General features: G+C 69.9%; 13 protein-coding genes and 4 pseudogenes. 7 read left to right on the top strand and 10 right to left on the bottom strand.

Translation table 11 applies throughout. The features are described from left to right. The first annotated feature begins 348 nt into the window (after positions 1-348). A complete protein-coding gene (locus ACF053_RS27170) occupies positions 349-489 on the top strand; it encodes a hypothetical protein (protein WP_391956407.1) in 141 nt (46 codons plus the stop codon). On the opposite strand, the gene ACF053_RS27165 is transcribed toward ACF053_RS27170, so the two are convergent. Then, positions 477-4,526, bottom strand: coding sequence for a CHAT domain-containing protein (locus tag ACF053_RS27165; RefSeq protein WP_391956406.1), 4,050 nt, complete (start codon positions 4,524-4,526; stop codon positions 477-479). The two genes, ACF053_RS27170 and ACF053_RS27165, sit on opposite strands and share 13 nt — an antisense overlap. Further along, entirely contained in the window at positions 4,523-5,104 is a 582-nt protein-coding gene (locus ACF053_RS27160) for a hypothetical protein (RefSeq protein ID WP_391956527.1), read from the bottom strand. Before ACF053_RS27160 ends, ACF053_RS27165 begins: the two co-directional genes overlap by 4 nt. On the opposite strand from ACF053_RS27160, the gene ACF053_RS27155 reads away from it, so the two are divergent. The 3 genes and pseudogenes from ACF053_RS27155 to ACF053_RS27145 all read left to right on the top strand — a co-directional run bounded on the left by ACF053_RS27155 (position 5,025) and on the right by ACF053_RS27145 (position 7,551). Then, positions 5,025-6,005, top strand: a complete 981-nt coding sequence (locus tag ACF053_RS27155; protein ID WP_391956405.1) for an effector-associated domain 2-containing protein — start codon at positions 5,025-5,027, stop codon at positions 6,003-6,005. The two genes, ACF053_RS27160 and ACF053_RS27155, sit on opposite strands and share 80 nt — an antisense overlap. Before the next feature lie 367 nt (positions 6,006-6,372). Then, positions 6,373-6,682, top strand: a pseudogene (locus tag ACF053_RS27150) (hypothetical protein). After that, positions 6,679-7,551 (top strand): LLM class flavin-dependent oxidoreductase, encoded by an 873-nt coding sequence (locus ACF053_RS27145; protein ID WP_391956404.1) that lies wholly within the window; start codon positions 6,679-6,681, stop codon positions 7,549-7,551. The pseudogene ACF053_RS27150 and the gene ACF053_RS27145 overlap by 4 nt, the downstream one beginning before the upstream one ends. Before the next feature lie 901 nt (positions 7,552-8,452). Here ACF053_RS27145 and ACF053_RS27140 read toward each other — a convergent pair. The 7 genes and pseudogenes from ACF053_RS27140 to ACF053_RS27110 all read right to left on the bottom strand — a co-directional run bounded on the left by ACF053_RS27140 (position 8,453) and on the right by ACF053_RS27110 (position 14,619). Beyond that, positions 8,453-8,749, bottom strand: a complete 297-nt coding sequence (locus ACF053_RS27140) for a hypothetical protein (RefSeq protein ID WP_391956403.1) — start codon at positions 8,747-8,749, stop codon at positions 8,453-8,455. Beyond that, positions 8,746-8,949, bottom strand: a pseudogene (locus ACF053_RS27135) (helicase associated domain-containing protein); the annotation flags it as partial. The gene ACF053_RS27140 and the pseudogene ACF053_RS27135, both read right to left, overlap by 4 nt. 60 nt (positions 8,950-9,009) lie before the next feature. Further along, a complete protein-coding gene (locus tag ACF053_RS27130; RefSeq protein WP_391956402.1) occupies positions 9,010-9,264 on the bottom strand; it encodes a hypothetical protein in 255 nt (84 codons plus the stop codon). 324 nt (positions 9,265-9,588) lie between these two features. After that, complete coding sequence (locus ACF053_RS27125) at positions 9,589-10,545, bottom strand: TniQ family protein (RefSeq protein ID WP_391956401.1); 957 nt, start codon at positions 10,543-10,545, stop codon at positions 9,589-9,591. Next, positions 10,542-11,527, bottom strand: a pseudogene (locus tag ACF053_RS27120) (TniB family NTP-binding protein). The gene ACF053_RS27125 and the pseudogene ACF053_RS27120 overlap by 4 nt, the downstream one beginning before the upstream one ends. Before the next feature lie 116 nt (positions 11,528-11,643). Further along, a complete protein-coding gene (locus ACF053_RS27115; protein WP_391956400.1) occupies positions 11,644-13,800 on the bottom strand; it encodes a Mu transposase C-terminal domain-containing protein in 2,157 nt (718 codons plus the stop codon). Continuing rightward, positions 13,781-14,619: pseudogene (locus ACF053_RS27110) on the bottom strand (TnsA-like heteromeric transposase endonuclease subunit). The gene ACF053_RS27115 and the pseudogene ACF053_RS27110 overlap by 20 nt, the downstream one beginning before the upstream one ends. A gap of 183 nt (positions 14,620-14,802) precedes the next feature. Between ACF053_RS27110 and ACF053_RS27105 the strand changes: the two are divergent. The 3 genes from ACF053_RS27105 to ACF053_RS27095 are packed head-to-tail and all read left to right on the top strand — an operon-like array spanning position 14,803 to position 18,565. Further along, on the top strand, positions 14,803-16,203 hold the full coding sequence (locus ACF053_RS27105) for a 3'-5' exonuclease (protein ID WP_391956399.1): 1,401 nt from the start codon (positions 14,803-14,805) through the stop codon (positions 16,201-16,203). Then, entirely contained in the window at positions 16,200-16,883 is a 684-nt protein-coding gene (locus ACF053_RS27100; protein ID WP_391956398.1) for a DarT ssDNA thymidine ADP-ribosyltransferase family protein, read from the top strand. Before ACF053_RS27105 ends, ACF053_RS27100 begins: the two co-directional genes overlap by 4 nt. A gap of 17 nt (positions 16,884-16,900) precedes the next feature. Beyond that, entirely contained in the window at positions 16,901-18,565 is a 1,665-nt protein-coding gene (locus ACF053_RS27095; RefSeq protein ID WP_391956521.1) for an ADP-ribosylglycohydrolase family protein, read from the top strand. 33 nt (positions 18,566-18,598) lie between these two features. Here ACF053_RS27095 and ACF053_RS27090 read toward each other — a convergent pair whose 3' ends face one another. After that, a complete protein-coding gene (locus ACF053_RS27090) occupies positions 18,599-21,430 on the bottom strand; it encodes a helicase associated domain-containing protein (RefSeq protein WP_391956520.1) in 2,832 nt (943 codons plus the stop codon). Positions 21,431-21,558 lie beyond the last annotated feature (128 nt).

Raw genomic sequence — 21,558 nt, 5'->3', positions numbered from 1 at the left:
GCCGCCGTCCACAGGCGCATTGCATCCGCTAGAGGAAGAGGCCCGCGCGGATGTGGCACCGATTCCAGCAGCCGCTGCGATGAAGAGGTCGACAGGGCCACAGCGGCGCCCGGCGTACTGCGGCCGCCGACGGCTCCGGCACCACCGCTTCCCTGGGCCGGGACCGCATACGGCGGCCGGGCCGGCCTTCAGACGGCGCGGTGCCAGCGGACGAGCGGCTGTGTGCGCTACCGTCCGTCCCAGGTGTCCCGCCGTCGGTCCGTCGCCGTCGTGCCCCGCCCGCCCGCGCCGTTGCCGGCCGCCGTGCCGCCGAGAGCTGAACGAGACGCTCCGTGGATCACCGGGGGCATGCTCGCCCACTTCACCGGCCCCGGCGTCGCACTGGAGGTCACGCTCAGCAGACGGCAGGAGCTCCCGATCCACGCGGCGCACACTGCGGGCCTCACCCGGCTCTTCCGCCACGCCGCCGACACCGATCACGCACCGTAGTGCACGTATGCCGACCACACGTCGGGACGTTCGGGAACACGGGTGCGCGCCCGGTGCAGGGCCTCGTGGAGGGCGCGGGCGGGTGGGGTCGTGGGGTGCAGGGAGTCGTAGAAGTCCGCCGCGGTGTGCGGGGCTTCGGTGTCGTGGACTGACCACAGGGTGCCGACGACGTTGCGGTAGCCGGCTAGCAGGAAGGCGGAGGCGACGGTGATGGCCTCGTCGGGCACGTCGTAGCCGCCCTGGGCGGTGCTGCAGGCCGACAGGAAAGCGAGCTCGGCGTTCAGGTCGAGCCGACTGACGTCCGTCACGGGCAGTGCGGCGCCGCCGTGCAGGACCAGACAGCTCGACGATGGGCTGTAGGGCGAGTTGACGCCGTGACAGGCGAAGTGCGCCCGGTCCGCTTCGGCCAGTCGGGCGAGGACGCGGTCCGCCGTCGCGTCCGGGCCGGTGAGGAAGACGCCGTCCGGGAATCGCTCGCGCAGCGACGCGATCTCCGAGGCCACGCCGTGCAGTGGCGGAAGACCGGGGGCGTTCGGTACGCCCACGCCCAGGAATGAGCCGCTGGCGTCGCGAGGTTCGGGGCGGCGCGCATGGGTGAGGGCCCGGATCGTCGGGGTGAACGACGAGACCACGCGGTCCAGGACCGTGTCGCCGTAGCCGTGGTGACCGGCTGCGGCGAGTGGGAGGAAGGTGAACAGACCGGTCGGGCACCACCACAGGCGTGGCGCCTCGTGAGGTGGACGCGCGGTGTCCAGCCCCAGGGCACTCAGTACGGGATGGGCGACCTCGTCCCACAGCCATTCGAGCGTCTCGGACACGCGCCGAGCGGCGTCCGGCTGGGTCGCGGCCTCAGGCTGGTCCCGAAGCAGATCCTCGACCGCTCGTCCGACATCTTCCTCGGTCAGCGCCAGCCGTACCGCATCGACGTCACCGTCCTGGACCAGGAGCGCGTCGGTGCGGCCGCCGTGCGCTGTGACGATCACCACCGGGCCCTCGGCGGTGGCGTCAGACAGCACCGTACGGGAGATGGGGGCCAGTAGGTCCGGCATGCCGGGCACCTCGGCCAGCTCCTTGCGCAGCGCGTCCCAGCGCGCTGCCCGTCCATGGCGCTGGACCAGGTTCTCCGGGAAGCGGACGGCGGCCTCCTGGCGCAGTTGCTGCCACCGCGCGGCCAGATGCGGCGCGTGCTGGCGCGTAATTGCCAGGGGGCCGCGCAGGTCGATCGCCTGGGTGATGAGCGTGGCCCGCCCCGCTTCGAGCATGCGAACGGCCCGGAGCGGATCGGCCAGCTCCAGTGCGCACGACGCGGCGGCGATTGCCACGCCGGTCGTGTTCGGCAGTAGGGCGTCCTGGGTCTCCCGGTTCAGACGCGGGCCCACCACGAAGGGCAGCTGCCCGACCGCCAGCGCGTACGCCTTCATCGCAGGGCCCCAGTCGCCGCGTGCGGCGTTGAGTTCTGCACTGCGGCGGCCCACGAGGAGCAGGTCCTGAGGGGAGGCGTTCGGAGTCCGCGCGGCCTCGTCGTACGTGTCCAGAGCGGCATTCAGGTCGGCCACCCGGCCGGTCGCGCGGTACCGGGCCGCGTACAGCATGGCGAGCTGGGCGAGGTGGCCGGGCCGGGCGGGGTTGTCCGCGGCTTCCGCCTCCGTCAGGGTGAGGAACGTCTTGATGGCCTCATCGAGCGGCCGGGGGTCGTCGTCGAGGCGGGCCTTGCGCATCAGTCCGTGGCCCAGGTCCAGCAGGTATTGCGGCCTCTCGTGCGAGTCGGACGGTGTCTGTGCGACCAGGGCGCGGGAGATGTCGAGCGCCTCGTCGAGGTGGCGCCTGGACCGGGTCCGGTCGCTGTGCAGTTGGAGGGCGGCGCTGAGCAACGTGAGGGCGTTGCGGTGTCCGCGTGTCCCGGTGGGCAACAGCTCCACGGCCTCACGGACGTAGCGGATGGCGTCCGTGACCGCGGTAGGCCCCTGGAAGTCGACCGCGTGGATCAGTAGGACGCACAGCCGCTGGGCGACGTCCGCGCGGATGCGGTCGAGGCGCGCCAGCAGGCCGTGCGCGCGCCGCAGCACAGCGGTCGCCTCGGTCAGTGCCACGGGGTCGCCGTAGCTGGCGTAGAGCTGCATGAAGGGGATCGACTGGGCGATCAGGTACTGAGGCATGTGCACGTGGTACTGCGCCCCGGCCGAGCTGGTTTCGGTGGCCGTCGTGATGGCCTCGTCGAGCAGTTCGGGACGCGGGTCGAACTGATGGAGGGAGATCAGCGCGTTGGTCAGGGCGACGAGAAGTTCGCAGTGCTCGGCCGAGCCGGGCTCGGAGTCGCGCAGGCGTGTACGGACCATGGGGACGAGCCGCGCCAATTCCTCGGGTGCCACGACCTTGGCTGCGACCGCCTCGCGCCACGCGAGCGGCAACAGGCACAGGATCCTGCCCACGTTGAACCGGTTGGGGGAAAGTGCCTCGCTTGCCGCCCGCAGGTCCCGCACGGACTCCTCCACATAGGTCCGCCGTTCGGTACGCCTGTACAGCTCGTGGAGGATCTCGACGTGAACGGCGAGGATGGTGGGGTAATCAGGATGCGCGGGGCTCGCGGCGTCGAGGCCCTGGCGCAGCAGCCGGTGACATTCCTCCAGGACGCCCGTGTCGTCGGTGCCGCGGTCCGTCTCGGCCAGTGCCGCGACCACCGCGCCCAGCCGGAGGAGGAAGTAGGCGTGCCCGGGAGCGGTCGCTGCTACCGAGGCGCGGGCCATGCGCAGCGCCTCTTCTGCGGTGCCGGGATCGTCGGTCAGTGAGGTGAGGGTGTTCAGGGCGGCTGCCAGGTTGCCTGTATAGAGGCCGTAGTTGGCGTGCTCGGGCGGGGTGAGTTCGACAGCGCGGCGTCCTGCCTCGACCGCTCGGGTGAGCCCTGCGATGTCGGTCGTCGGCAGGTAGCGGGCCCTGAGTGCTTCACAGAGATTGCCGTGAGGCATGCCCGGGTCGGGATGCCCGGGCTCCACCGGGAGTTCGGCGGCACGGGTGTACCACTCCACGGCCTCGGCGATGTCCTCCGTACGTTCCGTGAGCCGGTGGCGCATGCTGAGCGACGTAGCGTGATTACCGGCCCTCGCGGGCCAGTTGGGATCGTCCTTCGGCGTCTGCTCGACAGCCTGACGGCCGTACCGTATGGCCTCGTCGATCCGGTCGAGCGTCGGCGACAGGGTGAAGGCGACACGCAAGGCCACCGCGAGACGGGAAAGCATCCGCGGGTCCACGCCGCCAGCCGCCCGCGCCCTGCGGACGGCTTCGCGGCTGAGCGCGATGGCCTCCTCCACCGCCGCCAGGTCGCCGTACGACTCCCCTTGGGAGCGCAGGCAGTCCGAGAGCTGGTCGGCCAGTCCCGGCCAGTACTCGGCGGGGCTGAGGGAGAGCGCCGTACGGCAGGTATCGATGGCCCGTTCCAGGTGCTCGCGCAAACCGGTGCGCAGGAACAGGACCTTGTGGTTCAGGGACAAGGCCGACTGGGCGGAGATCAGCTGATCCAGCCACCCGTCGGCGAGAGGGGACGCCTGGTCGAGGCCGTCCGGTGCGGCCTCCAACAGGTCGAGAGCCTGGCGCAACGGTGCGAATTCCCTGGTGACCTGATGTTCCTTAAGCCTGCTCGCGGCGAGCGACAGGGCGGGGGAAGGGGCGATCGGGATGAAGACCGGCAGTGTCTCCCGGGGCACGGAAGCAGGATCGACCTGGTAGGCGGTGAACAGGATGGACAGCGCCCGGGACAGCCCCGGTCCGCCGTTCTCCCGGTGCCGGGCAACAGCTCGCAGGTACTCCAGCCAACCCAGGGCGGTGATCGCTGCGATGTCCAGGCTGTCGCTGTCCACCTCCTCGCCGGTCCCGAAGCGGTCCAGCGCCACGGTCTCCGTCAACGCTGCGAGGGCCCGGTCGGTCTCGGCGGACAGGGCGACCGTCAGCAGCATCTGCTGCTGCTTCGGGTCGCGCTCCTCGTGCACGTGCCGGGCGGCCCGGATGAGGGCGTCCGACCAGTTCAGAGCCTCCTCCCGGGTCACGCTTCGGCGTCCGCCTGCGGGGGGTTGTCCGTGCGGGGCGGCAGGCTGCCGTCCGGCGGCGCAGGGGTGGCGGGGAAGGCGCTGGTGCCAGCTTCTGTGCTGCGGGGCGCGGGGGAGGCGTCGATGGTGTCCTCCCCGCTGCCGTCGGGTGCGGTGTCTGCGGCGGCGGCCTCCACGCTGCGCTCCGGCGGAGCGTCCGTCGGCTCGATGACCCAGATCCGTCGGGCGTAGTCTTTCCTGACAAGCAGCCAGGTGTTGGCGTCCGAGGGCAGCCGCAGGCTCAGGATGGCGGCGGTCTCGCGGTCTGTCAGGTCCGCTGGCAGCTCGAAGACCAGGCGCCGTACGGAGTCAACGAGGCAGATCTGGCCCTCTTCGGTCAGCCGCTCTTCGACCTCCCCTGCCTTCCGGCGGGGGAAGAATCCACGCGCCCAGCTGTAGATGTCCTCGCCCGCCCTGCCCGTCACGCCTTGCAGCAGGGGCAGGAGCACCGAACCCGCCATGAAGGTGAGCAGGAGCTCCCCAACCGAGCGGGTAGTCCCCGCTTCCCCCGGCGGCCGCTGTGCGGAGTGCTGTGCCATGCTGCCATGGTGCCACGGCAGGGGTGCGGAACGATTGCCTTTGCTGAAAAGGGAGTTGCGCGGCGAGTCGGTCTCCCGGAAGAGCCGCGGAGGTTGCCTCCGGCCGCAACAATCGACGTTGGCTGGTCGGCGACGGACAACCTCAACTCCCCCGAGGAGCCGGCATGGCGAGAGTCAGTACAGGCTGCGGGTCACGTTCCTGATACAGGAGCCGGTAGCGCGCGGGGCGCTGGGCGAACTGGGCGCAATCCGGGGGGGCACGCTGGACGGATTCCGCGACACTCCCATGCGTACGGTGATCATCGACGGATTAGGCCCGCGGATCTCGTCGCAGATCCCGCGCCACCCCTCGGTACGGCAGCAGGTCCAGGCCATCGTGCAGATGTGTCTGCGCGTTCCGGGCGGGCTCGCCACACTGGCCGACGTCCTCACGGCATTCCATGGCGACGACCGCACGGTGGAGCGGTTCCGGCAGCTCGTCGAGGCGCTGTCCCTTCCCCCGGAGCTGCGGGTCGACGAGCGGCGAGACGCTCGACTTGCCCGCATTGATTTCCCCGACCAGTACCGTGTGTCCCGGGCCCGTGCCGGGTGCCGTTGTCTCGTCGCTGTCCGCTGTCCGCTGTCCGCTGTCCGCTGTCCGCTGCCCGCTGGCTGTCCGTCGAGTTGCCGTTCCCCGGCCGTGCCGCCGTCACCGCGCCGGTACCAGACCATCCACCGGGGGATCACGGCGAAGGACCACAGCCAGGCGGTGCCCGTCCTCGTCACTACCCTGGAGCAGCTCCAGGAGCATCGCGTCGGCGCGGCGGTATGGCGGCTCGTTGCCGTTCCCCAGCCGTGCCGCCGTCACCGCGCCGCCGTCCGCCGGTCCGGCCGCCGGGCCGTTGAGCCGCCGGGCCGTTGAGCTCCGGTCCCGCGCCGGCCGTGCCCCGAGCCGTTCCGGCGCCTGCGCGCCGTGCTGTCGCCGTCCGTCCACCATCCGTCCGTCCGCCGGCCGCGCGCCGTCCTGGTTTCGCCGCGTGGCTGCTGCGCTCCGGCCCGTACCTCCTGCCCGCTCGTCGCGCGCCGTCCTGTCGCTGCCGCCCGCTGCTGGTTCGCTGCCTTCACCCATGGCGGGGCCGACCGGCCGGTGTGGCGGGTCGTCGGCCACGGTGAGGAGCGGCGGACGCTGTCGCTGCCCAACCCGCGGTGAGCACAGCGGGCCCGGCCTCCACCCAGGCCGGGCCCGCCGGTTCTGCCCGGCTGTCGGTGGCGGCTGGAAAGCTGATCGGATGAACGGAGACGAGCAGCTGCGAAATGGCCGCGTCTACCGCGCGGAGCACGACGCCCCCAACCCCGGCCCGCTTCCGCACCGGACCCGCCGAACTGGTCGGCGGGCCACTGGACGGCCTGCTGCTGGACATCCGCGGCTCGCGGACCGAGGAAGTTGACGATGGCGTCGCTCTCACCCCCTCATCGGTGCCTGCTCGGTGCCGGGCCTCGTTTTTGCCACCGGCACCTACCGCGACGGTCGGCAGCCGACCCCGTACCGGCAAAGCCGTTGATCACCTCTTCGGCCGGACCGTAGGTTCCGTCGCATGACGAATCTCCGGATCGGCGTGATGTACGACCGCGACTGGGTGCCCGAGGAGTTGCCCGCCTTCGCGCAGCGGGCCGAGGCGCTCGGCGCGGACGACCTGTGGGTGGTGGAGGACCTGCGCTGGAACGGCGGGGTGTCGGCGGCGGCCGTGGCGCTGGGCGCGACCGAGCGGCTGCGGGTGGGCATCGGGATTGCCCCGGCGCCGTTGCGCAGCCCGGCCCTGCTGGCGATGGAACTGGCCACGCTGGCACGGGTGTTCCCCGGCCGCCTGGTGGCCGGGATCGGTCATGGCGTACGGGAGTGGATGGAGCAGGTCGGGGTGGCGCCGCGCTCTCCGCTGGCCCTGCTGGAGGAGACGATCACCACGGTGCGGGCGCTGCTCCACGGGGAGCGGGTCACGGTGGACGGGCGGGAGGTGCGGATCAACGGCATCGAGCTGGTGCATCCGCCCGCCGAGCCGCCGCCGCTGGTGGCGGGGGTGGTACGGCCGCGCTCGCTGGAGCTGTCCGGGCGGGTCGCGGACGGCACGCTGATCGCCGAAGGCCACGGACCGCGGGACCTCGAGCACATCCGGGCGCTGCTGGCCAAGGGCGGCGCGGGTGACGACCACACGCTGAACGTGTTCGCGTTCGCCTGCGTCGGCGACGACCCCGAGGAGGTCGCGCGGACCCTGCACCCGCACACCGAGGGGCACGGCGCCTGGCTGGGCCGCCCGCAGGAGGAGGTCTTCACCGTCTCCGGCGACGCCGCCGGGGCCGCGGCACGGATCGACGCGCTGCGGGAGTCGGGCGCCGACACCGTCGTCCTCCGGTTCGTCGGCGCCGAGCCGCTGCGGCAGCTGGAAGCGGTCCTGGAGGCCGCCCGGCGCTGACCCACCCTGCGTCGACACGCAGGTCAGCGAGCTCTCCTCGCTCCGGACCGGCTTCGCCGTGGACGACACGGCCCTAGGCCATCTGGGACGACCCGCAGCGGGTGGAGTGGCGAGGCGGGACCCACGTGTTACACGCAGCCTGACGCAGGCGGCGGGCGCCGGCGCAGCATGTGCACTCGGCGCCCGCCGCCGGTCAGCCGATCAGCTTGCGCAGCACAGGAACGCCGCCTCCAGCGGCCACCAGGCCCGCAGCGACGGCCGCGGGCACGGACTTGTCATGGAGGAACATGAGGCCCCCATGACGAGGCCGATGATGACGGCCGCCAGGAACACCACGGCGGCGTGCACCGACAGCAGCGGGGTCTCCAAAGGCGTCCCTGCGCCGGCCGGGCCGGGCGGTTCGGAGCGGGCGGGTATGGGGGAGCGCGGGTGCGGGTCCCGAGACATCGGGAGTCTCCTACGAGGCGGAGGAACACAGACGGCGGACACCTGTGGTGGTGTCGTCCGCGTGGGGGTGGCGCGCGCCTCGCGGTCGGCGGTCCTGCGGCCCTCTACCTGAGAGCATCCCTGCGGGGCTTCTGCCCGAGCCCAGGGCAGCGTGTTCAGCGTAACGGCGATCGGCGCGGGTGTTGCCCCGGGCGTCTGGCGTCTGGTCATCGGTACTGCCTCCGGCGTGAGTTCGACATGGCGGGCGGGACAGTGACAGGGCGCAGGTGCTTGCGTCTCGTCCTGGCGGGCACAGCTCTTTCACCCCGTAGGGCCGGAAGCTGGGACCCGGACAGCAGCGGCCGGTGAGAAAGATCCCGGGGCACGACGAAGGCCCGGACGCCTGGTCCGGGCCCTGCGCTGTCAAATGGGTCTAATGGGTCGACTGCCTATAAGGGAGTCGGCGACCTTCCGTCTACTCGTGCTCCCCCCCCGGGTGCGGTTGGCGACCCAGTCCGGATCGCGTACCGGGCGTGTGCGTCTGCGTCTCGGTGGCCGGGGTGCGCATGATGCGCCAGCTGGTGCGCGGCGCGGTGACGGCGTGGGCCAGGACGACGACGGCCTGGCGGCCAGCGCCGCCCCGGACCCACGCCCCGGTGAAGCGGACCTGATCAGCCACCCAGTCGCCCAGGTGCTGCCACGGGCGCAGCCGCCCGAGCAGATAGCCGGCCGCGAGCGCGGCGGCCGCGATGACGACGACTCCCACCGTCACGCCCACCGCATGCCGACCGCGGACAGCTGCTCGATCCGCTCGGGTGTCAGTGTCGCGGCCCGCGAGCGCTGGTTGCTGATCCATGCTCCGAGCCGGAGCTCCCGCTCCTCCCGCTCCTCCTGGCCCTCGCCACTGCCGACACTGCCACGGCTCCTGCCGCCGCTGCCGCCGCTCCCATCACCGCCGACGACGATCCGTTCGACGTGCTTCCTGGGGACCTGAAGGTGTCCCTCGCGCTCGTAGAACTGCTTGGCGGCCGCCTAGTTCATTGCCCACTTGCCGGCCTGCGTACAGCGTGGGAGCGGTTCCTTGTCCTCGCCGGCGGGTGTGATCCCAAGGACGTGTTCGTACATCCACTGCTGCACCGTCGTGAGCTTCTCCCAGCCCAGCCGCTGCGCCCGCACCCACCGCCCGAGATCCTCGCCCTGGCACACGACGGTGCCGGCCTCCATCGGCAGCTCGCCGCCGGCCTCCAGCTGCACGCGGGTGAGGTGGAAGCACCTCTGCCACTCCACCGGCCAGGCCGGGCACCACGACGCGTCGATCTCCTCCAGCTGCTCCCGCCGCGCTTTTGTCAGCGTGTGACGGGTCAGTGATCTTCAGAGGGCTGGGCTGTTTTGGTCTGATGTTTCGTCTTTGGCGGTGGGATCCGGGACGGGGGGAGTGGTCGCGCTTAGGCGTGATGAGCGTGGTCTGGGGGCGTGTTCGATTTAATTGTTCGGGGGCTTGGCCTGCGGTTCGGTAATTGTGTGGGATTGATCTTGGCTTTCTCGGAGGTGTCGTGGCACGTCTATAGGCGGCTGCGCTTTCTGGGAGCTCGGGGTTCCCGATGGTGCTGGTCAGTGGCGTGTGTGAGTCAGGAAGGCCCGGAGGGGATCGTTCGTGTTGCTGTCCAGGCGGGGCAATGCGAGGCGGTGGGCGATGAGGCTGAGGACGTCGTCAGTGGTGCGGTGTGGCTGGTGCGGCAGCACGGCGAGTGTCCGGGCGAGGGCAACGGTTTCCGGGTAGGTCACCAGGTCGCGTGCCAGGAGTGCGGGGGACGCGCTGCTGGTTGTGGTCAGGTGAGGGTTGGTCGCGCAGAGCTGGGTCAGGCGGGTGTGCCAGCGGTGGGTGCAGTGTTGCTGGTGGTCGTACCAGCGTGTGGTGATAGCGCGTGCTGTGGTCCAAGCGGTGGCGGCTCGGGGGTGTCGTAGCAGGCGCTGGTGGGCGTAGCTTGCGGCGGCGAGTTCGGGCACGGCCCCTGTGTAAATGGGGGAGGTGAGCCGTGGGTCGGGGGTGGCTTGGTGGTGGCGTGAGCACACCAGTCGGTGCCGCGGCCGGTGAACCCAGGCGGTGTCGGTGGCGTTGTGGTTGCGGTGGCGGGTGCACAGGGTGCAGGCGCGGACGGGCTGCTGTGCGGCCTCGAGCCGTTTCCAGCGTGCGGCGGCTGCGGTGCGGCGGACGTCGCCGTTGGGGGCGAGGCGGGGCAGGGCGCGCGCCAGGTGGGGGAGTGGGATGCGGGTCATGGCGGCGAGATTGTGGCAGGCGGCAGGGCTGAGGTGGAGTTCAGCTGTCGGTAGCGTGCCGTGGCCGGTCAGGGTGATGCCGGCGCCGTCCAGGAGCTGGGGCAGCGTCAGCCGGTACGCGGTGGCAAGGCGTTGCACATAGGAGGCGGTCGCTTCGCTGGGCAGTGGCCGTACGCGGAGCACGCCTGATGCTGCTGGCGGGGCCTGCAGCCACGCCCTGGCGGTGACGACGCTGGGCTGCGCGGGGACGCTCGCGGTTCGGGCACGGGCTGTGACGTCTGTCTGGGTCACGGGGGGTTGGTGTTCCGGCTTCGTGGCCGGGTGCGGGGTTGGTAGTGCTGTTCGGCGAGGTGGTCGAGGCGGATGGCGTCGAGGGTGGTTTTGGTGATGCGCTCGGTGCCGTCGAGGAGCGCGGTGATCGCGGCTTGGCGGATGAGGCGGGCGAGGCTGCCGATGCGGCCGGCGGTGCGCTCGTGCAAGTAGGGGGCGAGCTGGGGGAGGGTTCCGGGCCGGTGGTGGCGTAGGTCGAGTGCGCCTTCCATGGCGGTGATGAGGTCGCGGAAGGGCTCTTCGTCGCCGAGGCGGGAGGGGAAGGGGTCGCAGTCGATGAGGGAGGCGCGCCCGGCGAACTGGGCTCCGCGCACGCCGGTGAACAGGGGCGTGGTGGTGACGTCGATGCCGGCGTAGACGAAGGTGGCGCCGATACGTTCGGTGAGGTCTTTGATCAGGTCGGCGCTCTGGGCGCCGGTGGTGGTGCGGGGGTTGAGCCGGTGGATCTCGTCGATCACCACCAGCTGTCCGCCCGCGGCGGTGTAGGTGTGGCAAACAGCGTTGGTGATCTGGGCTTGGGACATGCCGGCGGTGACGGGGATGCCGAGGTAGCGGGCGAATTCGATGGCGAGGGTCTTGGCGCTGGCTGCGGGCGGGACCAGGACGTAGGCGACCGGGGCCTGTCCGGCTGTTGCCGTGGGGCCGTGGCGGCGGGTGTGGGCGAGGTGGCAGGCGCGTCCGACCTGGAGCAGGGCGGTGGTTTTCCCGGCGCCGGCGGGGCCGGTGACGATCAGGGACGGCCGTGCGGTGACCGTTTGGTGGCGGCCGAGGATCATCAGGGTGCGCACGTTCTTGGCGAGGGCGTCGATGGCGGGGGTGCGCACGGTGACGAACCGTGAGTGGTAGGCCAGGCGCTCCTCCAGACTGCGGCGCGGCGCCCCGGGTGGGGGAGGAGCCGTCACGGGAGTGGTGACGAAGGCCTGGAGCCGTCCCAGGTGGTCACCGATCGCTGCTGCGCATCAGTGGCGTCGTCGGTGGTGCTTGTCGCGGCCCCGTGAGCCCGGTCCGCCGTCGATGGGGATCTGCGGGCCGATGCATCGTTCGTGCCCGGTGAGGCGTTCACCACTGCTCGGCTTCCGCTTCGGCGTCCCACAGCCCGTACCCGCCTGCCTCGGCCGGCAGCACGCTCGCGCCCTCCATCTCGCTCGTGCCGGTCTCGGCCGCCGTGTCGACGCTGATGAGGTCGTCCAGGCTCTCGTTCCAGTCCGGTGCCGGGGCCGGTGCGGTCTCTGCGTCGAGTGGGCGCCGCTGGCCTGGAAGATCGGGCAGCTGTGCTGCCGTACCGGAGCGGGAGGCTCTCCGACGGCGGGGTTTCTGCTCGGTCTCGACGGGGTGGCGGGTGCGGCGCAGGAGCTGGTCGAGGGCGTCGGCGAGGCCGGCTTCATGCTGGTCGCGATCCCCGCGTTGTTCGACCTCGGCCTGGACGTGACGCCAGAGGGCGTCGTTGAAGGGCTGGTGCACGTGGTCGCGATGGATCCACGGGATTTCGTGAAGCTGTCCGTCGGTGAGGCGGACGAAGATCTGGCGGGCGTCGTGGGGGTTGTGGTGCACCTCCCACCTGCCGCCCCTGGCCGTGACGGGGGAGCGCTGGCCGCGGTGGGGGTCGAGGATGTCGTGGTTGTAGGTGCGGTAGTCGAGGCGGATGCCGCGTTCGGTGATGGGCTGCCACCGCACCGGCAGCAGTTCGAGGTAGTCGGCCCCGCTCAGCGGGACGGGCACGTAGCCGCTGACGGTGATCAGCGCGGCCCACATCTGGGCCGGCGTGAGCGCTGTTTTGGGCAGGACAGGGTGGCGCAGGCCGTCGTGGGGCCGGTTCTGCCAGCCGCAGGCGATCCACTCGTCGAGAAGGTCCTGCAACTGCGCAATCGTCCACCGTGCCTCGGCCGCCGTCGCTGAGCCGCGGCGCTGCGGGTTGGAGCCGGTGTGGCCGGCCACGTGCTGGCAGAACAGGTCGTTGATCGCACCGAACGTCCGCTCCACCACGGCCTTGGCCTGCGGACGCCTCGGAGAAGCGGGCTGCACGCTCACCCCGAGCGTCTCGCAGGCGGCGACGAATCCCTGGGAGAGGTAGATCTTGCCGCGGTCGACGACGATCGTCTCGGGTACGACCACCGGCCGCGCGGCCGCGCCCTCCAAGCGCTTGTCCAGCGACAGCATCCGCTCAAGGGGCACCTCGGCCCGCGACAGATGAAGCGAGGCGGGCCAGGTCGGCCGAGCAGGGTGGGGAACAGCCATCTCGGCCAGGAGGAGGGCGGCGTCGACGGCTTTGGTGCTGTGCGGGCGCAGAACGGCGGCCAGGATGGAGCGGGTGGCGACGTCGACGGCGATCGTCAGCTCCGGCCGGCCCAGGCTGCCGTCCTCCAGGACGGCCATGACGTCCAGGCGGGTGGTGTCGATCTGCACCTGCTCCCCGGGCCGCAGCACCACCGGCGCCGACGAGGCGCGGGCGGGTGCGGTGGTAGCGGTGCGTGCCGGGCGTCCCGGACGATCGGCCGGGTCGGCCAGCACGCTCACCAGCCGGTAGAACGTCGAGCGTGACGGCATCTCCACCACCCCGCGCCCGTGCGTGTCCTCCAGGATCTGCCCGACCAGTACCTGCAGTCCCTTCACCGTCCCCTTCGACCGGCCACGCTGACGCCGCAGCGCCTCCAGCACCGTGGCCACGACCCGCTCGTCGGCATACCCCGTCGGATGACGCCCACGGGCCGGCACCGCACGCTTGTCGACCAGCCCCCACAAGCCCTGCTTGCGGTAGGCGTGCCGCATCCGCTCCACCGTCGTACGCGTCACCGGCGCGAAGCCAAGCGCCGCCAGCTCCTTCGCCTTGGCCGCGTCCCGCTGCGCCAGCGTCCACCGCTCGGGGTCGTACTCCGGCCGCATCGCCTGGCCGTCACGGCCACCCTCAGGGTGCGGCCACTCGGTCTCCACCTCCCGGATATGGGGCAGCCAGGCCAGCGCCCGCTGCTGGGCCGCCACAGGAACGGTCTCGAACAGTCCCCACTGCGGCACCGCGGCCGGCGCCCGTGCGCCCACTACTTCGAAGCCCGGATCGGCGAACAACCGCCCCAGCAGCAGTCTCGTTTCGGTGCCGTCCTCCTGCAGCAGGTAGACCTGCTGGCCCTGCAAGGCGGCGACCTGCCAGGTCTGTCCCCGGTAGGCGACGTGCGCGCCGACCTCCACCACCGGCCGCTGGCTTTTACCGTGTGTGCCGCCCACTGCGCTCACCCCTTCCTCGGCCGCCCCCGGCGCCCAGACGCTCTTCGACGCCCCCACCACGTTCTGCGTCAGCGCAGACCAGCGTCTCCTCGTGCAGCGGCTCATCAAGAGGCGTCGTCAGATGCCCGCACCACAGCGCGTGATAGACAGCCGGCAGTACTTGCAGAGGATCACCCACCGCGGCTGCGCCGTCGGCCAGCGGCCGGAGCCCGGCGAACGCCTCAGCAACGCGGCCCGCAGCCCGGGCGGGCCCTGCTTGCGTGGGTGGCGGTAGCCAGCCAGCCATCGCAGGTTCGCCGCCACCACCGGGGGAGGCGGCTCGAGGCGCCGATATGACCAGCCCACGTGCGCGCACGCCGCCTCCAGGACCATCCGCGCCCGCTGCGCCCCGTCTTCACCGGCAGTTGGGCTGGAGGGGCAGTCGGCGAGCAGTCCGGTGCCGTCCGCGTACCGGGCGAACAGCTGAGGTACCCACGAGCGCACCCGCCCGTCGGCCGTGTCCCGCCACAGCAGCCGTACCGGACGCGCAGCCAGTCCGGTCACTCCCGGGTCCCGGTCCAGGACCATCAGCTGGGTGCGCATCGCTGCCGAGCCGTGTATTACGTGCCGCCCGGTGGTCGCCGACCACCACCAGCCCGGCCCCCACCGGCGGCCTGGCACGACCGGAAACGCGGAGACGGGCGTCAGGTCCTCGAACCGCGCCGATGTCGTCGCCTGAGCCCACGGCAGCTGCGTCACCTGTCCGTCAGCGGTGGCGAACGCCGCCTCGACGTCCAACCCATCCCACCCATTGACAGCTTGCTGCTCCACGTCGGCCAGCCAAGTACCTGCCCCCTCTGGGGGAGGTACATCTCAGCAGCCATCACTCGAACGAGTGGCCGATGTGTCACTTTCTGCAATTCTGCGACAGACTGCTTGTCCGATCTTCAACCCACCTGGCGCCAAATGCTTCTAACATGGCCTCAGGTTTGGGGGAGCGAGTCTTGGGGAGGGACCGCGCGGATGAAGGTTCTCAGGCCGACTCAGCCGACGAGCGAGCAGCTCACGGTGATCACCAACCACAAGCCGGGGGTGTTTGTCGTACGGGGCGCCGCCGGCAGCGGCAAGACCACCACCGCCCTCTACCGGCTGAAGTTCACCGTCCGGTACTGGCAGCGCCGCCGTCGTGACGGCTTCATCGACGGCCCCGTCCGCGTCCTGGTCCTCACCTACAACAAGACTCTGCGCGGCTACATCGAGGAACTGACCAAGGAACAGATCAAGGGCAACGACGTCGAGCTGACGATCTCCACCTTCGCCAAGTGGGCCACCGACCGCGTGCCCTACGAGCGGATCCTCCAGGAGCACGAGCACAACGGAAAGCTGGACGCCCTGGCCGCGGCCCTGCCCCTGTCCGAGGACTTTGTACGCTCTGAAGTGGACTATGTCCTGGGCCGCTTCATGCCGGACCGCCTGGCCGAGTACATCGAGTGCGAGCGGCAGGGCCGTGGCCGCTCCCCGCGCATGCCGGCCTCGCTGCGACGTCGGTTGCTGGACGAGGTGGTCGTTCCTTTCCAGGAGTGGAAGAAGGAGCAGCAGGCCTGGGACTGGTCTGACCTGGCCAACGCCATGGCGGCCAAGCGCGCCGACGACCCTTACCACGTGGTGGTGGTCGACGAGGCTCAGGACTTCTCCGCTAACCAGGTCCGGGCGGTCCTCAACCACGTCACCGACGAGCACACCCTCACCTTCGTCCTCGACGCGGCTCAGCGCATCTACCCCCAGCGCTTCACCTGGGCTGAAGTCGGCTTGAGTGTGGGGCCGCACAACAGCAAGCTGCTGTCGAAGAACTTCCGCAACACCCGGCAGATCGCTGCCTTCGCGGCCCCTTTGCTGCACGATGTAGAGACCACGGACGACGCCGCGATCCCGGATCTCTCCTCGTGCGGGGAGGACGGCGACAAGCCTTTGCTGGTCCAGGGGACCTTCACCCAGCAGATGGACCACGTCGTGCAGTTCCTCAACGACCTCGGCCCGGAAAACGACGATTCCGTCGCCATCCTCCATGCCAAGGGCGGGGGCTGGTTCAGCGAGGTCAAGGCACGGCTGAATGCTGCCGGGCTGGCCTGGGTCCCGCTCACACGTACCGGGGAATGGCCCACCGGCCCGGTGAACGTGGCGCTGTCGACCATGCACTCCGCCAAGGGGCTGGAGTTCGACCACGTGATCATTGTCGGACTCAACAGTGAGGTCATGCCGCACGCCACCGAGCCCGGCGACAGCGAACGAGACGCCCACCTGCGCCTGCTGGCCATGTCCGCTGGACGGGCCCGCAAGACGTTGACCATCACTTACAAGCCCTCCGAGGCCAGCGACCTCATCGCCTGCATGGACCCGGACACCTATGACGTGAAGGCCGTATGACCACCACAGAGCCGAGCCCGCCCACATCGGACGGCGAAATACACGCCGAGGGGATCAGCACGCTCATCCAGGAACGAAAGATCACCGAAGTGGTGCACTTCACCACCAACCGTGGTCTGCTCGGCATCCTCGTGCAGCGGCTGTGCAAAGCTCGGGCCCTTCTTGCCAAAGATGAGTATCTCGAGAGCATCTACCACGAGAACACCAAGTGGCGTCGTGAGGACCCCAAGTACTGGTTGTACGTGAACCTCAGCATCAGTGAGCCCAACCACCGCTTCCTTCGCATCAGCAGTGAAGACTGGTGGGCGAACGAAGACCTGTTCTGGGCTGTCCTCAGCTTCGATCCAGTGATCATGACACATCCCGGCGTCCTGTTCGCCCCAGGCAACATGGGATACGACGGCATCGCCCCCGTGGAGGGGCTGGCCGGGGCCGAAGCCCTCTTCGCTGACCGCGTCCCCAAGGGCTTCAACAAGACGATGCCGCGCTGGGAGCGAGCGCCCCACCTCCCGACGAATCCCCAGGCCGAGGTGCTCTACCCGCAGGCCGTCTCTACCCGACACCTGCAGCGCATCTACGTCCTCACCGACGAGGACGCAGCGAAGGCTGAGGCCATTGTCAGTGTCAGCGGACATGATGAGGTCGACATCATCGTCGACCCGGTCACGTTCGGCAGGTAAGGACTACGGTGAGCGCCATGCAATGGGAGGCAGTACGCGCCTCAGCCCAGTGGGCTGCGTACGGAGACGCACTTGGCTTCATCACCGAACTGACCGACACCGCCGGCGTACGTCGCCGCATCGGACGGGACGAAGTCACCACCACCGTGCCCTGGAAGAGGCGCATCGGAGGACGCTACGGGCGCGACATGCCTTTGCCGGCCGGCGCGTACTCCGATGACACTCAGCTGCGCCTGGCAACTTCACGCGCCATTCGAGGAGACGGGGAATTCGACGCCGAGGCCTTCGCGAAGATTGAAGTCGTTGCCTGGCAGGCTTACGCACTCGGAGCCGGCCGTGGGACCAAAGCTGCAGCCACGGGTTTGATGCGGGTCGAAGCCAAGTGGTCGCAGAACATTTTCGCCACCAAAGCCGCCCGCTACGTCGAAATCGGCGGTAACGGTGCCGCTATGCGGATCCAGCCCCATGTCTGGTCCGCACGGGACCTCACCAACTGGGACCACATCACTCGCGACGTCGTCCGTAACGCCATCAGCACCCACGGCCACCCCCGTGGCATCCTCGGCGCTGTGCTGCACGCCGTCCTGCTGGCCCACGCCCTCGACACCAACGAACTCCCTGGTCCCAAGCAGTGGCGCCCTGCAATCGACTGGCTAGAGCAAGTACCGGACGTCATCGCGAAGGACGACGAACTCGCGTATCTGTGGCTGCCCACATGGAGTGACGCCGCAGGCATCGACTTCCGCTCAGCCGCGATCACCGTCGCCAACGAATGTCGCGCGGCGCTCGAAGCCTTCGAACCCACGTCCCCCCTGACCACTGAGACCTATGCGGCCCTGGTGGAGCGGTGGGGCGGCTTCAACGACGCGACTCGCGGATCAGGCACAGTCACCACGCTGCTTGCCGCGGTTCTCGCACATGCCTACGCCGACTCACCAGAAGCCGGCCTGCTCCTCGCCGCTAACACTCTCGGCTCGGACACCGACACCATCGCCACCATGGCTGGCGCACTCCTAGGCGCCGTCACGGCAGGCCCTCCACCTGGCAGCGTGCAAGACGTCCAGGTCATCGACTCCGAGGCACGCCGCATGTGGGATATTTCCCAAGGGCGTGAAGCCGCCACATTCGCCTACCCAGATCTGCTCCGCTGGAGCCCCCCCAAGGCCACGCTCGACCTTGTAGGCCACACGCCAACGGGGCCAGCACTGGCCGGTCTCGGTCCCCTTACGCCTATGGGCACGCCGACGGCGAGCAACCAGGCCACATACGTGTGGGGCACCTTGCCGTTCGGCCAGAGCATCCTGGTCCGCGCCAGGCATGATCTCAGGCCGCTGGATGGGAGCCTGCTCCCAGGAGAGGTGAGACAACCACGGAGCCGGCCTGCTGAGGATGCCCCGAGAGAACAGCAACTCCTCTTCGAAGCTCCGTTGCAGGTTGCTGCACCAGCCGAGCAAAGGCCTGTCCTTGCCGGAACAGCGCCCGGTGCCGTGAGTGAGCGTGCTCATAGGCATGCACCGCCGCCTGTTGAGGAGATCGTTCAAGAGCTGGCGAGGAACGGGTTCGCTCCCGAACAGGTAGGCCGTGCATTGCTGCAACAGATCCGGGGCGGCCGATACAGCGTAGAGCGGGCCGCTGTGTTCGCTGGGCTCCTTGCCCGTGTCTACCACCAGGACGATCAGTAGCAGTCCGAGCCAGCGAGCTGTCAAGGTCACCTATCAGGCGAGATGGCCTTGCCGCTCCGAGTGGAACAGGAGCGCGTGTAGGCCGATGGCGGTCAGCAGTCCTTGCTGGTGGGGGTGGAGCTGCTCCCGCAAGGCCGTCTGTTTGCGCATCCAGCGCTGAAGTTCGGTCGGCAGCGGCTCGCCTGTGGCGAGGGTGGTGCGGTACTGGTGGTAGCGCCGTTGCCAGATGTAGGCCCAGGGTGGGTTCCACCAGGGGTCCAGGGCGGTGAGTTCTTGCAGGGTGCGGGCGGACAGTCGGCCTGAGCGGGCTTTGCGCCGTTGCTGCAGGAGCCAGGATCCCAGGGGAAAACCGGCGTGCTCGGTGGGGGTGGAGACGGCGAGGTGGCCGTGTTCGCTGGCGTAGCTGCGGGCGTGCGGGAGCCCCTCACTTGGCGGGTAGCGGCGTTGCGGGGTGATCGTCGGCGGTGTGGTGGCGGGTTCGGCGCCGAGCTGGGTGAGGAGCTGTTGCTGGAGGGGGTGGAGGCTGTCCCGCAGTCGGCTCTGGGTGGTGATCCAGCGGCGTTCAGCGTCCGTGACGGCGTCACTGGCGGTTGCGGTGCGGGCTCGGTGGTAGGCGCGTTGCCAGGCTAGGGGCCAGGGCGGGTTCCAGTGGGCATCGAGGGTGTTGAGGGCGGCGAGCCGTTCGGTCTCAATACGGCCCTGGGCGGCGCGGTGCCGCTGGCGCATCAGCCAGCCGCCCAAGGGAAAGCCGTGGTGGCTGCTATCTACGGTGATCGCGAGGCTGCCGTGCTCGGCGGCGTAGCTGCGGGCGTGTTCCAGCCCGTGATCCACGGGCGTGCGGCGGCCTGCGATGGCGACCATGTGGGCGGTGGCGGCGGTGATCCCGATGTCCGCCAGAAGGTTTTGCTGTTCGGGCTGGAGGACATCGTGGCGAGCGCACTGGCGGAGCAGCCACGCCGCTACCTCTTTCGCCTCATCCTCCCGGTCGTCGCGCTGCTGGTGATGAATGGTGGGCGTGCCGGGCAGGGTGAGCCTGCCTGCTTGCCACAGGGTGCGGGCCTGCTGGTAGCGGCGCTGCCAGGAGTAGTGCCAGGGCGGATTCCACCAGGGATCCAGGGCAGCGAGCAGTTGCCCCCGCGGCCACGGGCCTCTGCTCGACCGGGCATGCCTGCTGTCCTGCATGCGCTGTGAGGCCAGCCACCGGCCCACGGGGTACCCGTTGTGGACGTAGTCGGAGGCCACTGCCAGGTACCCGTGTTCTGCGGCGAAGCGACGGGCGCTGGCCAGGCCCGCATCCGGCATCGTTCCGGCGGTATCCACATCCTGGTCGTCTCCAACGGCGGCCGGAGTCTTCTCGCCGTGTTCCACCATGCCGATCTGTGCCAGCAGACGGCGCTGGTCAGGATGAAGGCTCTGCGGAGCGGCACGTTGCTGTGACAGCCACCGGGTAAGTTCGGCATCGATCCCTGGCAATCCGGCAGTCGCATCCAGCTGGTGGCCGGTTTCCACGAGTCGGCGGACGTCAGCGTAGGCGCGTTGCCAGGCAAGCGGCCATGGCGGGTTCCACCATGGATCGATGGCATCGAGTGCGAGGGACCGCTTCGTGGCGCTCGGGGCGCGGCGTGCTCGGCTGCGCTGGCTGGTGAGCCAGGCTCCCAGCGGATAGCCCTGATACCGCACGCTCTTGCCCGAGACCGCCAGGTGCCCGTGTTCGGCGGCGTAGGCCCTGGCATGTTCCAGTGCCGCTTCGAAGCCGGCTTGCATGCTGGCCCGCCGGGGCCGGGCCGTGTGGACCACCTCGGCGGTGATTCCGATGTCGGCCAGCAGACGCTGCTGCTCCGGATGAAGCGAGCCGTAGTGGTCGCACTGCAGATACAGCCACTCTCCGTTGAGGATGTGGGTGCCCGGAAAGCCGGCAGCCGCATCCGGCGGCCCGTGCACCGCGGCGTGATCGCGAGCTCGGTAGTACGAGCGCTGCCACTGCGTCGGCCAGGGCACGTTCCACCACACGTCCAAGGCTTCCAGTGCCTCTACACGCTCCTGCGACAGTGCCCAGGCCCTGGTCTTAAGGTTGTGCAGCCATTCACCCAGCCGGAAGGAATCCACCACGGTGTCCTTCTGGACAGCAAGGTTGCCGTGCTCCTGCAGATGCCGACGGGCGTAGGACAGACCGGTAGCGAAGGCCTTATCCGCTTGCCGGCTGTGCCCTCGCCGTCTCTTGGACCCTGTGCTGCGCCCAGTGGGCCTGGCCGCCTCGGCGAGCTCATCTGCCACTGGCCGTGGACGATGGGCGGAGGCCACCGCCCACATATCCCGCTCCACGGCCTGCCCGCCCCGGCGCGCCCGCACGCACTGATGAGCCCATGTGAACAAGGGGCCTGACGTCTGCGCAGCGAGTTCCTCCGCAAGCCAGGGCCGTCGCAGACATCGCGCGACCGCGTCGGGTAATGACGGCAGATCAGCCAGCCGGAACGGGACGCTCCCGCGTGCATCGGCCACCACACGCTGGCGAAAAGTGCCGTCGGCGAGCAACGCGGCAAGCGCCACGGTCTCCGGATACGTCACAGCCTCCCGTGCCACCACCTGCCACGTCTCCCACTCCACCCTGGACTCCCAAAGCGTGCGCAGCCGCGCCGGCCACAGGTGCTCGCGCGGCCACATCCGCTGCCACCACGACGCGGTCACCGCCTGAGCCACCTCAAAGGCGCCCACCGCCACCGCACCGCGACGCAACAGCTTCCGATGCCGCTTCTGAGCCTGCATCCACAGCTCACTCGCCGGCAGCGCGACCACACAGCCTGCCGTGCCGGGCACCTGCATCAGCCAGACGCGGTGCAAGCCGCACAGACGCTGCCAGGGCTGCATGTACAAGCGCACCCCCTCTGGACGCCCAGTGCGCCTAGGGTCTGTTGCGAAAGTGGATCTTGTTCGGTGATGATCACGTCCTGTGGGACGTGGGGATCTGACGAACAGCCAGTGGGCCCGGCTTGAGC

This window comes from Streptomyces kanasensis, assembly GCF_043077165.1.
Classification (GTDB): Bacteria; Actinomycetota; Actinomycetes; order Streptomycetales; family Streptomycetaceae; genus Streptomyces; species Streptomyces changanensis.
This window is presented reverse-complemented; position numbering and strand designations above follow the sequence as displayed.